The organism is Ruegeria atlantica, assembly GCF_001458195.1.
Classification (GTDB): Bacteria; Pseudomonadota; Alphaproteobacteria; order Rhodobacterales; family Rhodobacteraceae; genus Ruegeria; species Ruegeria atlantica.
This window is the reverse complement of sequence record NZ_CYPU01000024.1, coordinates 102,614-117,733: the sequence shown is the minus strand read 5'-3', so window position 1 is coordinate 117,733 and position 15,120 is coordinate 102,614. Positions and strand designations below refer to the sequence as shown.

Genomic DNA, 15,120 nt, shown 5'->3' with positions numbered 1-15,120 from the left:
TTTGCCCCGGAAAGAACTCCGGGGCAAAGCTTGGTCTAAGGAAGATTATTCGGCGGTTTTGTAGAGGTTCTTGGAATACCAGTTCTGCTCTACGTTTTTGACCGGCCAGTTACCAACATCGCTGTCCATCATGTAGACGCCAGCATAGTGATAGATCGGGATAACGGGCGTCTCTTGCGCGATGATACGCTCGACCTCGGTGTAGAGAGGAGCGGCATCGTCAGAGGTTTTGGCTTCGGACAGCAGTTCATCAACGCGGGCATTGTTGTACTTGCCGTCGTTATAGCCGGAATCCGACTGTAGCAGATCGAGGAAGGTCGAGGCTTCGTTATAGTCGCCACACCATGCGCCGCGTGCCATATCGAAGTTCTGGTTGCCACGCTCTTCCAGGAAGATCTTCCATTCCATGTTGGCCAGTTCGGCATTGACGCCCAGCTTTTGCTTCCACATCTGGCTCAGGGCCACGGCAACTTTCTTGTGCGCTTCCGAGGTGTTGTAAACCATCTCAAAGCTCAGTGGGTTGTCGGGACCATAACCAGCTGCGGCTAGCAGTTCCTTGGCCAGTTCGTCGCGCTCGGCCTGCGACATGGACGCCATTTCTACGTCTGGAACGTCAAAGCCAGCGGTTGCTGCCGGGGCAAAGGTATAAGCCTGCGGCTGCCCACCTGCCATGATGTTCTCGGTGATGATCTTACGATCAACTGCCAGGGACAGCGCCTGACGGACGTTAGGGTCCTTGAAGGCTTCGGGGCCACCATCGGACAGGTTGAACGTGTAATAATAGTTACACAGGCGCGGGAAGCTGATTGCTTCTTCCGGGTGCTCTTTTTGCAAGCGTGGGAACTGACCTGCGGGAACTTCTGTGCGGTCCAGCTCACCTGCTAGGTAACGGGTCAGCGCGACGTTTTCGTCGTTGATGACCAGTGCCACGACTTTTTCGATGATCGTGTTGTCGTTATCCCAGTAGTTTTCGTTCCGCTCACGAACCGAACGTTCCTGCGGCAGATGCTCGGTCAGGACGTATGCACCGTTCGATACGATGTTTTCAGGCTTGGTCCAGGCGTCGCCAAACTCTTCGATAACTTTCTGCGGGGCAGGGAAAGTGGTCGAATGCGTGGTCATTTGCGGGAAGTACGGCAGCGGTGCGCTGAGCGTCACTTCAAGCGTGTGGTCGTCGATGGCTTTGACGCCCAAGTCGTCAACAGACTTGTCACCTGCGATGATTTCAGATGCGTTCTCGATCGACATCAGTTCCATGAACCATGCATAGGGCGAGGACAGGGCGGGATCGACGGCACGTTTCCAGGCGAAAACAAAATCGCTGGCGGTTACCGGATCACCATTCGACCACTTCGCATTGTCGCGCAGGGTAAAGGTGTAAACGTCTTTGGAGTCGTTGGTGGTGTAACCGGTGGCAACACCGGGGACCAGATTGCCGTCTTCGTCCTGGTTCATCAGGCCTTCGAACAGGTCACGCACGATCTCGGCGCCGGAAACATCCTCAACAACTTGAGGATCAACCGAGCTGTGTTCGTCCAGAATACGATAAGTAAAGGTTTGGTCATCCGCCAACGCTTCGCCGGTAGTCGGATGGGTTCCGGCGGCAAATGCAGCACCGGTTATCATGGTTGAGGTCAACAGCCCCGCAAGAGATGTACGAATATACTTGTTCATGTTTTTCAACTCCCGTTTTTTATTCAGCAACCCACGCGCATCCCTTCAGGATGGCTGAGGGCCACCATGTTTGTCCGACCCAGAAAGAGACCGGGACTGGTTCGAATTTTGCTTTTTCAGATCGCAATGAACACCGCGTCGCAGTCTTTCGGTTTGCAGTCGGGAACGTGTTTGCAAAAGTCGCCTTTCACTGATGCCGAACGTGGCATTATTTCAAAAAAGGTTAAAGCCTTTGCCTTAAAATTGGGCAACCAGAGGTGGAATGTGAATGGAAACGGGGGTGCAGTGGAAATTTTATGTTGAAACTCGGAGGCTTCGTGACATTTTCATGAAGGGTATCATTTTTCGTTTGGTTGTTTCCGTTGGGTCAAACAGCTGAGGTGTATCTGGATCGGGGCGAATCGCTACTGTTTCAGGCTGGCCTTAATTCCCGCATCAGGAAAGCAGGTAGGAGCTTGGCCGATCGATTCTTGCCAGCGTCCGATCGAGCGACGGGTTTTGAAACCCGGTAGGCCATCTGCTCCGCCCACGTCGTGTCCTTGTTGTTCCAGTGTGCGCTGCATGGCAGCGATATCGGATCGGTACATGGCGTCGATCTTTCCCCAGCGACCAGAAAAATTGCCAACGCCATATTGAATGCGGTCTCCGACGTGTCCAACGAACAAGGCATACAGATCGCTTTTGTTGTATTCCTTGAGGACATAGAAGTTCGGCGTGACGACAAAGGCAGGTCCGTTCCGCCCTGCGGGCATCATCAAATACCCATCTCCGGCCAGTTCATGTTTTGGAAACGGCTTGCCTGACACGCGCGCAATTCCCATTGCGGCCCAGTCCCTAATGGGTCTGCCTTGGTCAGGGCCTTCCAGCGCGCAGGATATGGTTTCAGGAACAACGACTTCGAACCCCCAATCGCGCCCGGCCCTCCAGCTATGCTGCGCCAGATAGTTCCCGATAGAGGCAATTGTATCTTCGGCTGAGGTCCAAATGTCAGCTTTCCCGTCCGCGTTCCCGTCGGCCGCATAGGTCAGGAAATTGGAGGGCATGAATTGCGGTTGGCCCAAAGCGCCCGCCCAGCTGCTTTTCATTGTGCCCGGCGGTGCATCGCCCGCTTCGGCGATTTGCAGCGCCGCGATCAGCTCTTTGGTAAAATAGTCAGCGCGGGTACTCATGAACCCTTTGGTGCCCAGCACCTCGAAGGTGTTGTGTCGAATGGGAACTTGCCCATAGCCGCTCTCACGACCCCAGATGGCCAGAATGATGCGGGCGGGCACGCCTGTTTCGGTCTCGACGCGCGCCAAGGTTGCGGCGTGTCGCCGGGCCATCTGCCGCCCGACGGATGTCGCGCCCTGAACGGAACCCGCGTTGAAGTATCGACCCGGAGAGCCAAATTCGGCCTGTTTTTGCCGTTTCGGGGTTTTGATCGGTTGCCCCGGAGGCACCAGATCCGGCAATTTCCAGTTCAGCGTCACACCGTCAAAGGCCTGTTGCATCGTGCGTCTGGAAACACCCTTGGCTCTGGCCTTTGGCCAGATGGTGTCTTGCAGCCAAGACTGGAATTGTCTTTCAACCGCAGCACGATCTTGCGCGGTTGCACTTGTGGAGAGGCACCAAAGACCCAGGACGAACATGATCCATCGCATCGCTTAAGGTCTGGCTTGGTCAAAGCCGCAAGTCAACAGCGGTTTTCCCGTGGTTTTGTCTGCGCCTATTCCCACCGTTGATCAGGGTCGGTGGCAGAGCACCGACCTATTTGGGAAAAAGCCTTGAGAAATTTCATTTGTCTGCCGATAGTTGGCGCGAGAGATTGCTTTAGGAGGACAATCAGGCGTGGCCCTATTCCGAATGTCACCAAAGGCGATGCAAGTTGTGATTGTCGCCACGGCTCTCTCTGCTACGGCGCAAGCTGCCGGTGCAAGTGACAGTTTCATGGACCCACAGGGCCCGATTGCCGCTGTCCAAAAAGTGCACCTTTTACGCGCAACTGTCCTGATCTTGTTGGCGGTTGTTCCGGTTCTTGTTTTGGTGCCGCTGATTGCCTTTCGGTATCGGCGGCGCAAAGAAAGCGGAGCCATATACCGACCCAAGTGGGATTTCTCCGGTCCGTTGGAGTTCGTTATGTGGGGCGTGCCGGTCCTGATTGTCGTGCTGCTGTCTTTCTATCTGTGGAAGGCGACCCACAGATTGGACCCATATTCGGATCGCTTTGGCGAAATGCCTGCGCTGAACGTTCAGGTCGTCGGATTGGATTGGAAATGGCTGTTCATCTACCCCGATCTTGGCATCGCCAGCGTCGGAGAGCTTGGCATCCCCGTCAAACAGCAGGTCGCAATGACACTGACGACCGATACTGTGATGCAGTCCTTCATGATCCCTGCTTTGGCAGGCCAGATTTATGCAATGCCCGGTATGACTACGGAATTGCATGTTGTTTCGGATGTGGCTGCAACAATGCAGGGCGAGAACACCCAGTATAACGGGCGCGGGTTCACCAAACAGAAGTTCCAAACCGTTGCCATGTCCGCTGAGGAATTCAACGAATGGGTCGACGAGGTGCGCAGTAACGGCGTTGCGCTGAATGATGAGACCTATCGCATTTTGGCCATGCGGACGGACCGGGACGAGGTGCAAGCCGCGTTGGGAACCGCGCAAATGCCAGATAACGCGTTGTATTTCACGCTGGAGGACAGCAACCTGTTTCATTCAATTGTGCATCGGTATCACGGCAACAATGCTCTGACCGCCGACCAGCAGCCAGGGACGGTAGAATTCGGGCAGGAGGCGCAGCAATGACCACCAATGGTTCTGGCTTCTTCGGCCGCCTGAATTGGGACGCGTTTCCGATTACAGGGCTTATTCAGAATCCCAACACGAACGAGATTGTCGCCAACACTGCCGCTGCGATAGTGATTGTCGGTGTCATCGTCGTCGTTGGATCATTAACGTGGTTTCGCCTTTGGGGACCATTGTGGCGCGATTGGCTAACCAGTGCGGATCACAAGAAGATCGGCATCATGTACATCGTCTTTGCAATCGTCATGCTTGCGCGTGGCGTTTTGGAAGGCGTGGTAATGCGGGCGCAGCAGGCGGCCGGCCCGGGCGATGGATTTCTTGAGGCCGAGCATTTCGCCGAGCTATTTAGTACCCATGGCACGATCATGATCTTCTTTGTCGCCGTTCCGTTTGTGTTTGGGTTAGCGAATTTCTTGATACCGCTGATGATCGGTGCGCGCGATGTGGCCTTTCCTGTGATGAACCAGATCAGCCTTGGTCTGACCGTCTCAGCCGGGATGATGCTGATGGTATCGCTTGTGGTGGGCGAGTTTTCGACCGGCGGCTGGACAGCATATCCGCCATATACCGGTGCGGCGTTCAATCCCGGTGTTGGCCCTGACTACTGGATCTGGGCGATCGTGGTCTCTGGTGTCGGAACCACACTGACGGGCATCAATTTTGCTGTCACGATCTATAAGTTGCGCGCACCTGGCATGAAATTCATGCGGCTACCGATGTATTGCTGGACAATCATCTGTAGCTCGATCCTGATTGTCTTTGCCATGCCGCCTCTGGGCGTTGCCGCACTGATGCTGGCAGCGGACCGGTATCTGGACTTTCATTTTTTCACCAACGACCTTGGCGGCAACATGATGAACTATGCCAATATGTTCTGGCTGTTTGGTCATCCCGAAGTCTATTTGCTGGTTCTGCCGGCCTACGGTATCTACTCTGAGGTCTTCGCAACATTCTCGGCCAAGCGCCTGTATGGCTACAACTCGCTGGTTATCGCCACCATGTCGATTGCGGTGTTGTCATTCACTGTCTGGCTGCACCACTTCTTCACCATGGGTCAAAGCGCGCTGATCAATGCCGTTTTTGGCATCGCGACAATGCTGATCGCTATCCCGACCGGCGTGAAGGTCTATGACTGGATGGCTACCCTGTTCCGCGGGCGCATCCGGTTTTCGGTGCCGATGCTCTACGGGTTATCTTTCTTGATGTTGTTTGTCATCGGCGGGCTTTCCGGTGTGATCCTCGCAAACCCAACAGTGGACTATCAGGTCCACAACACGCTATTTCTTGTCGCCCACTTCCACAATGTCCTGTTGCCGGGTGTGCTGTTCGGACTGCTTGCCGGATACAACTATTGGTTCCCCAAAGCTTTCGGGTTCCGCCTGAACGAATTCTGGGGCCGCGTCTCGGTTGCGTTGTGGACCGTCGGGTTCATGCTGACATTCCTGCCGCTGTATTTCGTCGGCCTGATGGGAATGCCACGCAGGTCATTCAGTTGGGAGGACCCCAGCTTCCACCCGTACATGATCGTCGCCGTCGTCGGCGCGCTGATCATATTGGCGGCTTTGCTGTCGGTGATCGTGCAACTGTGGGTTAGTATCCGTGATCGGGAAAAGGCACGCGTTCCGGTCGGTGATCCGTGGGATGCGCATACGTTGGAATGGTCGATCCCGGCCCCGCCGCCTTCCTACAATTTTGCCATCGTCCCCCATGTGACCGATCGTGACGATTTTGCTGCCGCGAAAGAGCGCGGCAACGCGTACCCGTCGCCTGATGCCTATGAGGATATCTCGCTTTCGCTGAACACTGGAATTGGGTTCAGTCTCTGCGTACTCAGCGGGGTTTGGATGTTTGCGCTGGTCTGGTGGATCTGGTGGCTGGCGGCGCTGATGACAATCTTTATGCTCGCGGCCTTTATCGCATGGACGTTCAAGGCCGAAACAGAGCGGGTCATTCCGGCAGACGACGTGCGTAAGCAGCACGAAGCCTGGTTGGATCTGGTTCACAATTCTACGCCCGTTGACCGTGACCACGAAACTGCCCCGGAAAATCGCGGATTGGCCCGCCCTGATCTGGAGGCCGTGACATGAAACGCGCGCCCACCCACAGCTATCCCGGCCTGAACCTTGGACGGCGGCACGCAAGTGCCGACAAGGCAAGCGAAGTCGTCACCTTCGGGTTCTGGGTCTTTTTGATGAGCGATCTGGTCTATTTCGGGCTGATGTTCGCGATCTACATAACGATGATTGATGCGCAGGCAGGCGGACCGGGGCCGCACGAATTGTTCGACCTGAAAAGCATCTTTGCCCAGACGCTGATCCTTTTGACTAGCAGTCTTACTGTGGGTCTGGCGATGCTTGCGCTCAAATACAACCTTCCGCGGTGGCGGATCGTATTCTGGTTCTTCGTGACACTGGTTCTTGGTCTCAGTTTTCTGGTTCTGGAAGTGCGCGACTTCATGTCGATGGCCGAAAAGGGGGGTATCCCACAGCGCAGTGGGTTTTTGTCAGCATTCTATGGGTTGGTGCCTTTGCACGGTCTGCACGTCACGGCCGGGTGCATTTGGTTGATCGTGCTGGGTATTCAGCTACGAATTTTTGGCCTTACCGATTTGCTGATGTCTCGCGTGGTACGGCTGGCGCTGTTCTGGCACTTTCTGGACCTGATCTGGATTGGCATCATCACTATCGTTTATTTCGGAGGGCTGACCTATGGATAAGCGCAGCGAAATGCATCGCCGCGAGCGTCGTCGCTATGTAATCGGTTATGGTGGGTCGTTATTGTTGACCTTTGCAGTATTTGGAATCGCTTACCGTTTCGGCATTGAGACAAAGGGCGTTTACCTTGCAATCAGCCTGCTCGGATTGGCTCAGCTGATCGTACAGCTGGTTTATTTCCTGCACATCGACCGACGTCGCAGCAGCCGCGAAGATCTGGACCTTATCCTGTTTTCCACGATGGTGCTGCTGATCATCATTCTTGGAACTGTTTGGATCATGGGTAATCTGGCGGTTCGGATGCACACGTTTCCAATGTGACGTTCGGCCAAGCCAAATGAAGGGGGCTGGTTCATGAAATCTCTTAAGGTCGTTGGCGCGGTGGTCATCTTGGGCGCAATTGCCGTCGGGCTGCTGTTGTACTGGCGCCATCAGGAACAATACCCTTCGACCGATGACGCCTATGTGGGGGCGAACATCATCTACGTGGCGCCACAGGTCACCGGTCAGGTTGCCGAAGTGCTTGTGATTGAGAACCAGCCGGTCAAAACCGGGGACTTGCTGTTCACAATCGACGATACGCAATTCAAAGCTTCGGTCGATCAGGCCAAGGCCAACCTCGACAGCGCGGTGCAGCAGGCGCAGTCTTACGGTACGCAGATCGCGGCTGCACAAGCGGTGGTCGACAGCACGCAGTCGGCCTACAATACGGCTCAGAGCAATCTGGAACGTGCTAAGGCGCTGTTTTCAGATGGTGATCTGGCGCAGGCGTCACTGGATCAGACCAGTTCGGAATTTGCGCGCGCCGCGGCGCAGCTTACCACAAGCCAATCCGCTCTATTGGCCTTGCAAAGCGGTCTAGCGGCAAAACAGGATGATATTCTGTCATCGCAAGCCCAAGTGGAAATTGCACAGGCCAATCAGAATTGGACCAAGATTTTCGCATCGGCAGATGGGTGGATCGCCAACCTGACGCTCAGGCCTGGATCGTCGGTATCAGCTAACGCGCCGCAGTTTTCGATCGTTGAGTCCTCTGATTGGTGGGTGGACGCCAATTTCAAAGAGACATCACTGCCGCGCATTCGTCCGGGTCAGCAGGTCACGGTAAAGATCGACATGATGCCGGGCGTCACCCTGACGGGCAAAGTTGCGTCAATCGGGCGGGGGTCGGGGGATACATTCTCGCTTCTGCCATCCGAGAATGCCAGCGGGAATTGGGTCAAGGTCACGCGGCGCTTTCCGGTGCGGGTTGAACTTGATCCTACGGATGCCCCATTGCGGGTGGGTGGCAGTAGCAAGGTGACCGTGGATACCACACCGCAGGCCCAAAAATGACATCCCCGGCAGCAGGCCACATCAATCCGGTGATTGTGGTTGCTGTTGTCCTCAGCGCTATTCTTGAGGTGCTCGACAGTACAATCGTCAATGTCGCGCTGCCCCATATTCAGGCGGCGTTCGGCGCAACAACCGATCAGGCCACGTGGATACTGACTAGTTATATTGTGTCGGCCGTTGTGGTCATGCCACTGACGGGTTTTGTCGCCCGCCGTGTCGGCCGTCGACGTCTGATCCTGACCGCTGTGACCGGGTTCGCGACGATGTCGGTCATGTGTGGTCTGTCCTGGAGCCTTGAAACCATTGTAGCCTTTCGCCTGGCCCAAGGCATGTTCGGGGCGTTTCTGATCCCGTTGTCCCAATCCATTCTATTCGACGCCTATCCCCGTGAAAAACGTGGGCAGGCGATGGCGGTCTTCGGTTTGGGAGTCGTCGTCGCCCCGGTGTTGGGGCCCACAGTTGGGGCGATCCTGACCGAGTATTTCTCTTGGCGGATGGTATTTTTCGTGAACCTGCCGGTAGCCGCGATGGCGTTGCTTTTGTTGGCCGGAGAGTTGCCGGATGACGAAACCGAAGAGGTTCGCATCGATTGGAAAGGTCTTGCCCTTCTGGCCATTGGCATAGGTTGCCTGCAATTTGTTCTGGATCAGGGAGAGACCAAGGACTGGTTGTCATCACGGGTCATTCAGGTTGCCCTCATTGCGTCGGTTTTGGGCGCGGTTGGGTTTATCATCCATGTGCTGACCACGGAAAGGCCGGTTGTCGATTTGCGGTTTTTCGCGGATCGCAATTTTGCGCTATGCAATCTGGTTATCGCCGGATTTGCCATTTCCCTGTTCGGAGGTATCGCGATCCTGCCGACTTTCGTTCAGAACTTGCTGGACTATCCAGTCATCACATCGGGCCATCTTTTTATCCCGCGAGGGGTCGCCGCCGGGCTGTCGATGGTCCTGACCGGCGCTGTTCTGGTTACGCGTTTCGATCCGCGTGTTCTGGCCGGGCTGGGTATGTTTTTGACGGCTGTTAGCAATTTCATGATGGGGGCGCTCAACATGGATGCTGGATTTTGGGAGCTTGCCTGGCCAGGGGCGGTAAGCGGTCTGGGGATGGGCCTCGTGTTTGTACCAATGTCGATATTGGCCTTCGAAAGCATCTCCAAATCGCGGCAGGACGAGGCATCCGGCCTGTTCAATGTGACCCGTCAGCTTGGATCATCAGTCGGAATTTCCTTGGTCGGAACTTGGGTCGTTCGGGGCCTTCAAACAAACACGGCAGTTCTCAGCCAAAACGTGACGCCCTATAACCCCGCCGCCCAAGCCTATCTTGCGCCACTGAACCTGACGCCAGACAGTGCGCAGGGGGCAGCTATTCTGGGACAGGAAATTGCTCAGCAGGCTGAACTGATTTCATATCTGACCGTCTTCAACAATCTGGGGCTTTTCGCCTTGGCGACCATTCCGCTGCTGTTCTTTTGCAAAGTACCTAAACCTGGAACGCAGGCGTCAGTGCCTGCACATTAACGCATCAGGAACAAGCCAAATGCCAGCGCCGCCCAGCAAAGACCCAGGCTGAGCAATATATTGCCCGCCGCTAGCGCGACGGTCCGCTCGCGTCTGAGTTCCAGCGACTGATAGGCAAAGCTGGAAAACGTCGTGAAGCCGCCGCAAAAGCCAAAGACCAGGCGTTTTTGTTCTTCGCCAATCTCTATTGATCCGCCGAGATAGCCGATCCACAACCCCAGCAGCAGACTACCCAGAATGTTCACAATCAGAGTTGAAAACGGCAGGTCATGGACAATCCGCAGAGCGATCCAGTGGCGCAAAACAGCCCCTAAACCGCCGCCTAATCCGAACATGGCGTGCAGGAACAATTCGTTCATTCAGTCGCCCTCGGTGGATGAAAGCGCCTTCCGATAGCCTCACCCAGAATGGCTGCGGCCAGTCCCACCGCGATTTCCAACGCGGCGGCCGAAGCCGCAACCCAGATGTTAGACAAGGCCAACCGCTCCAATTCGGAAACAAAAGAGGAAAAGGTCGACAGGCCACCACAAAAGCCGACAGTGCCAAGATGCAGAACATGGGCATGTACGCGGTTTCGCACCGAATACAGCCACCCCAGTATGAAGCAGGCCACGATATTGATGCCAAAGGTCTGCGTCAGAAATCCGGCATGCGGTATGCTCACCGAGAACAACTCGCGCAGCAGCGACCCAACTGCGCCACCAATGAACACGGCTCCGAACATCAATGCCGTGGTCCGAACATGCGTCGGTTTCTGTGTCACAGCCTACCGTCCTGCCCCAATCCCGTTTCTTCGGGCATAATAGCTGGCGTTGCCCGGATCAACCGTGACCAATGTCCGGACTACATTTCACATCTTCGCCCGTTTACGTGAAGGCGGGCACAATCGCTTGCAATCTAACAGCGATTTGGCCCACGTTTGGCGAACACCTCGCCTGCTACAGCAGGCTGGAAAGCACGCGACCCTGGGAGAGCACGAATGATTGTACGCAGACTCTATTACTTCATTACATATGCGTGTCTGCCGCTGACCCTGTTGTGGGGGTTTTTCTGGCCGCCCGCCCATTGGTTGCTGGTTGTGCTCATTCCGTATGCCTTGATCGGCCTCTATGACATGTTGACGACCAAGCACAACGTGCTGAACAACTATCCGGTCCTGGGGCATTTCCGGTATATGCTGGAGTTCGTCAGCCCGGAAATCCGGCAGTATTTTGTGGAAACCAACGAAAGCGGTCGCCCTTTCAATAGGATCGTACGATCGCTTGTCTACTCGCGGGCCAAAGGACAGGTGGATACGCAGGCGTTTGGTACGCAATACGACGTCCTGTCAGTCGGATATCATCGTGCTAACCACTCGCTTGCGCCCAAGCATGTGGATGAAAGCGAAGAACGGATCATGCTGGGTGGCCCGCAATGCACGCAGCCATACAGTGCGTCGCGGCTGAACGTCTCCGCTATGAGCTTTGGGGCGCTCAGCGCCAATGCTATCCGCGCTTTGAATGGCGGCGCCAAGGACGGAGGATTTGCGCATAACACAGGGGAAGGCGGCCTGTCCCCGCACCATCTGGCCGAGGGTGGCGACATCATTTGGCAGATCGGAACAGGCTATTTCGGCTGCCGCACGCCCGAGGGTGGTTTTGACAAGGACCTGTTTGCCGAAAAGGCAAAAAAGGACGTTGTCAAAGCGATTGAAATCAAGCTGTCGCAGGGGGCCAAGCCGTCGCATGGCGGGGTGTTGCCTGCCGCAAAGGTGGATCAGGAAATTGCCGAAATTCGCGGCGTGCCCGAACATCAGGACGTGATATCTCCGCCCACCCACTCTGCTTTTGAAGGTCCAACCGGTCTGATGCATTTTGTGCAGCATCTGCGGGAAATGTCTGGCGGCAAACCAATCGGGTTCAAGCTGTGTATTGGCAGACCGTCCGAATTCATGGCGATTTGCAAGGCGATGCTGGAAACAGGAATCCTGCCGGACTTCATCACGATTGACGGTGCCGAAGGCGGTACCGGTGCCGCCCCGGTCGAATTCACCAACCGGTTGGGCATGCCGCTGAACGAGGCGCTGATTTTCGTCAACAACTGCCTGCGTGGTGTGGGTTTACGCGACAAGATCCGGATCATCTGCTCAGGCAAGGTAGCCACCGGCTACGACATGGTCGAGAAATTCGCGCTGGGGGCCGACATGTGTAATGCAGCGCGCGCAATGATGTTTGCCGTGGGGTGTATTCAGGCGTTGCATTGCAACACCAACCGCTGCCCATCCGGCGTGGCCACTCAGGACCCGATACGGGGCAGGGCGGTCAATGTTCCCCAAAAACGCCAGCGCGTACACCGCTTTCACAATGCGACCTTGGAAAGCTTCCGCGAACTTTTGGGCGCTATGGGGAAAGCCAATGTGTCTGAACTGCGGCCAGGTGACATTCGTCGACGTACGGCAGACGAGCGTGAACGGTCCTACGCCGAACTCTATACCATTATCGATGAAGGCGTTTTTCTGACCGATTCAATACCGTCCGACTACGCAACCGATTGGAAACTTGCCTCGGCGGACCACTTTTAATTTTTTTGACGACATCGCCAAGGATTGACGTTTTCGATCCGTCATACTCAGTGTGATGCGTAAGAAAACATCGGATGAGGACTTGGCCAAGGCCGCCGCGGACGGAGACGCAGAGGCGTTTGCGACCCTGTTGCAGCGCCACTATGACCGGGTCTTTCGTCTGGCTTTTCGTCTGACCGGACGGGCTGATCAGGCCGAGGATCTGACACAGGATATCTGTGCAGCGCTGCCCATCAAAATCGCGGGCTTCCGGGCGCAGGCCAAGTTCACGACCTGGCTTTATCGCGTTGTCGTCAACGCGGCCGAGGACGCCCGGCGTCGCCAGGCAAGTCACAGTCGCGCCGCCGCAGGGTGGGGTGATGTGGAGCAATTGCGACGGGCAGAAGCGACCGAAACGGCCCAAGCAATGGATTGGTTGCAGCGCGCCATGCGGTCTCTGCCACCTGATTTGCAGGATACTCTGGCCCTGACATTAGAAGATGAAATGACACACGCCGAAGCTGCAGCAGTTCTGGGTGTGTCCGAAGGCACCGTGTCGTGGCGCATGTCCGACATTCGCAAACGTCTGCGCGCCCTGCGACAAGAGGAATTGGCACCATGACCGATGATCTTGATGACTTCAAAGCCTTGATGGATGCCGCGACGCCGGCACCAGATGCCGAGCGGCGGACGAAAAACTTGAAACTGGCTCAGAAAAATTTCACACACAACCAAGGATCGGATGCTGCGATGCGTCCGACTGTTAAGCGAGGCTCAATGGCCCGCATGACAGAAGGAGCGAAATCCATGTTGAGTGCTTTGTCCCATCGCGGCGCGCTGACCGCGACAACCGCAATTGCCGCCGTTGCGCTGTTTATGATCGTGCCGCAGTCCCGCGACATCGTTGTGCAGCCCCTATCGCGCAGCGAAAGCCCTGCGCCCGCACCCGAAGCAGATTCTGCCGCATTGGAAGAACCCGTCGTTGAGGCCCCGGTCGTAGTTGAAGAGTATGCCGCGCCCGTGCGATCCAAAGCGGCCGCCCCTCAGCAAGGCGTTTCGGGCTTGGTTGCTGAAAACACTGCGCGACTTGGCGTCACTTCGGGCGATGCTACTCATATGATGGTTGAACGAGAGGTGGGAATTCTGCCCCTCTCGGATACCGAGGCGTTTTCAAGCGCTGAAGCCAATCCTCTGAAAGTCACCAGTGAAGAGCCTGTTTCCACCTTTTCAATTGACGTCGATACGGCCTCATATTCGATCGTCCGGTCCTCTCTTATGCGCGGTGAGCTTCCACCCAAGGATGCCGTCCGTGTCGAAGAGATGGTAAATTATTTTCCTTACTCCTACCCCGCACCAGAAGGGGACGCGCCGTTCCGGCCGACGATCACAGTAACACCGACGCCTTGGAATGAGGGTACTCAGCTTGTGCATGTCGGTATCCAAGGGGCATTGCCGCAGATCGAGGATGGTCCACCGCTGAATCTGGTCTTTCTGATCGATACGTCGGGGTCGATGCATGATTTCAACAAACTACCACTGTTAAAACAATCGTTCCGTTTGATGCTGTCAGAGTTGCGAGATGAGGACGAGGTCTCGATCGTGACCTATGCCGGAAGCGCGGGGCAGGTTCTGGAACCCACTGCGGCCGTGGAACGTGACAAAATCCTCGGCGCGCTCGACCAGTTGGAGGCAGGCGGTTCGACCGCAGGTCAGGCCGGGTTGCAACAGGCATATCAGGTAGCCGAAAGCATGAGCGCCGACGACGAGGTCACGCGCGTCATCCTGGCAACGGATGGCGACTTTAATGTTGGCTTGTCTGATCCTGATGCGCTGAAAGACGTCATAGCAAAAAAGAGAGACAGCGGTACGTTTCTGAGTGTTTTGGGTTTTGGCCGGGGTAATCTAGACGATGCCACGATGCAGGCACTTGCCCAGAACGGAAACGGACAGGCCGCGTATATCGACACGCTGAGCGAGGCGCAAAAAGTCCTGGTGGACCAGTTGAGCGGCGCATTGTTCCCAATCGCCAACGACGTCAAAATCCAGGTTGAGTTCAACCCGTCACAAATAGCCGAATATCGCCTGATCGGATATGAGACGCGCGCGTTGCGTCGGGAAGATTTCACCAATGACAAAGTTGATGCCGGTGATATTGGCGCAGGCCACTCGGTCACGGCGATTTACGAGGTCACGCCTGTTGGTTCAGACGCCATCCTGAACGACCCGTTGCGCTATGGTGCCCAAGCGGTGCGCGATGGTTCGGATGAGATCGGGTTTTTCAAGCTGCGCTACAAAATGCCGGGATCTGACCAGAGTCAGTTGATCGAACAGCCCATTGCGGCGACGCAGGACGAGGTTTCAGACGATGTCCGCTTTTCCTATGCCATCGCCGGGTTCGGGCAGTTATTGCGCGGTGCAGAATATCTGGGGAACTGGTCCTACGACGATGCGATCGGATTGGCAAACGCAGCCCGCGGTGAAGATCCCTTTGGGTACAGGGCCGAAGCCGCCACGCTCATGCGGCTTGCGCAAACACTGTCACGGTAAC

13 protein-coding genes are annotated in these 15,120 nt (G+C 55.9%); 9 read left to right on the top strand and 4 right to left on the bottom strand.

Translation table 11 applies throughout. The features are described 5' to 3' along the window. Positions 1–45: 45 nt before the first annotated feature. A complete protein-coding gene (locus RUA4292_RS08455) occupies positions 46–1,674 on the bottom strand; it encodes a peptide ABC transporter substrate-binding protein (protein ID WP_058277209.1) in 1,629 nt (542 codons plus the stop codon). A 404-nt stretch (positions 1,675–2,078) separates the two neighbouring features. Beyond that, complete coding sequence (locus RUA4292_RS08450) at positions 2,079–3,302, bottom strand: lytic murein transglycosylase (RefSeq protein ID WP_370737416.1); 1,224 nt, start codon at positions 3,300–3,302, stop codon at positions 2,079–2,081. A 199-nt stretch (positions 3,303–3,501) separates the two neighbouring features. On the opposite strand from RUA4292_RS08450, the gene RUA4292_RS08445 reads away from it, so the two are divergent. Genes RUA4292_RS08445 through RUA4292_RS08420 form a run of 6 tightly spaced genes read left to right on the top strand, consistent with a single transcriptional unit; the run spans position 3,502 to position 10,033 of the window. After that, positions 3,502–4,464 (top strand): cytochrome ubiquinol oxidase subunit II, encoded by a 963-nt coding sequence (locus tag RUA4292_RS08445; protein ID WP_233493389.1) that lies wholly within the window; start codon positions 3,502–3,504, stop codon positions 4,462–4,464. Further along, complete coding sequence (locus RUA4292_RS08440) at positions 4,461–6,551, top strand: cbb3-type cytochrome c oxidase subunit I (protein ID WP_058277207.1); 2,091 nt, start codon at positions 4,461–4,463, stop codon at positions 6,549–6,551. The genes RUA4292_RS08445 and RUA4292_RS08440 overlap by 4 nt, the downstream gene beginning before the upstream one ends. Continuing rightward, a complete protein-coding gene (locus tag RUA4292_RS08435) occupies positions 6,548–7,180 on the top strand; it encodes a cytochrome c oxidase subunit 3 (RefSeq protein WP_058277206.1) in 633 nt (210 codons plus the stop codon). The genes RUA4292_RS08440 and RUA4292_RS08435 overlap by 4 nt, the downstream gene beginning before the upstream one ends. Next, positions 7,173–7,499: a cytochrome o ubiquinol oxidase subunit IV gene (locus RUA4292_RS08430; RefSeq protein ID WP_058277205.1), complete on the top strand. Its 327-nt coding sequence runs from the start codon at positions 7,173–7,175 to the stop codon at positions 7,497–7,499. The genes RUA4292_RS08435 and RUA4292_RS08430 overlap by 8 nt, the downstream gene beginning before the upstream one ends. 33 nt (positions 7,500–7,532) lie before the next feature. Beyond that, entirely contained in the window at positions 7,533–8,513 is a 981-nt protein-coding gene (locus RUA4292_RS08425; RefSeq protein WP_058277204.1) for an HlyD family secretion protein, read from the top strand. Further along, positions 8,510–10,033: a DHA2 family efflux MFS transporter permease subunit gene (locus RUA4292_RS08420; RefSeq protein WP_058277203.1), complete on the top strand. Its 1,524-nt coding sequence runs from the start codon at positions 8,510–8,512 to the stop codon at positions 10,031–10,033. The genes RUA4292_RS08425 and RUA4292_RS08420 overlap by 4 nt, the downstream gene beginning before the upstream one ends. Here the strand turns inward: RUA4292_RS08420 and RUA4292_RS08415 are convergent. Continuing rightward, positions 10,030–10,392, bottom strand: a complete 363-nt coding sequence (locus RUA4292_RS08415) for a fluoride efflux transporter FluC (RefSeq protein WP_058277202.1) — start codon at positions 10,390–10,392, stop codon at positions 10,030–10,032. The two genes, RUA4292_RS08420 and RUA4292_RS08415, sit on opposite strands and share 4 nt — an antisense overlap. Then, complete coding sequence (locus RUA4292_RS08410) at positions 10,389–10,796, bottom strand: fluoride efflux transporter FluC (RefSeq protein WP_233493388.1); 408 nt, start codon at positions 10,794–10,796, stop codon at positions 10,389–10,391. Before RUA4292_RS08410 ends, RUA4292_RS08415 begins: the two co-directional genes overlap by 4 nt. Positions 10,797–11,012: 216 nt before the next feature. Between RUA4292_RS08410 and RUA4292_RS08405 the strand changes: the two genes are divergently transcribed. Genes RUA4292_RS08405 through RUA4292_RS08395 form a run of 3 tightly spaced genes read left to right on the top strand, consistent with a single transcriptional unit; the run spans position 11,013 to position 15,119 of the window. Beyond that, on the top strand, positions 11,013–12,593 hold the full coding sequence (locus RUA4292_RS08405; protein WP_058277201.1) for an FMN-binding glutamate synthase family protein: 1,581 nt from the start codon (positions 11,013–11,015) through the stop codon (positions 12,591–12,593). Between the two features lie 55 nt (positions 12,594–12,648). After that, complete coding sequence (locus tag RUA4292_RS08400) at positions 12,649–13,194, top strand: RNA polymerase sigma factor (protein WP_058277200.1); 546 nt, start codon at positions 12,649–12,651, stop codon at positions 13,192–13,194. Then, positions 13,191–15,119, top strand: coding sequence for a vWA domain-containing protein (locus RUA4292_RS08395; protein ID WP_058277199.1), 1,929 nt, complete (start codon positions 13,191–13,193; stop codon positions 15,117–15,119). The genes RUA4292_RS08400 and RUA4292_RS08395 overlap by 4 nt, the downstream gene beginning before the upstream one ends. Position 15,120 lies beyond the last annotated feature (1 nt).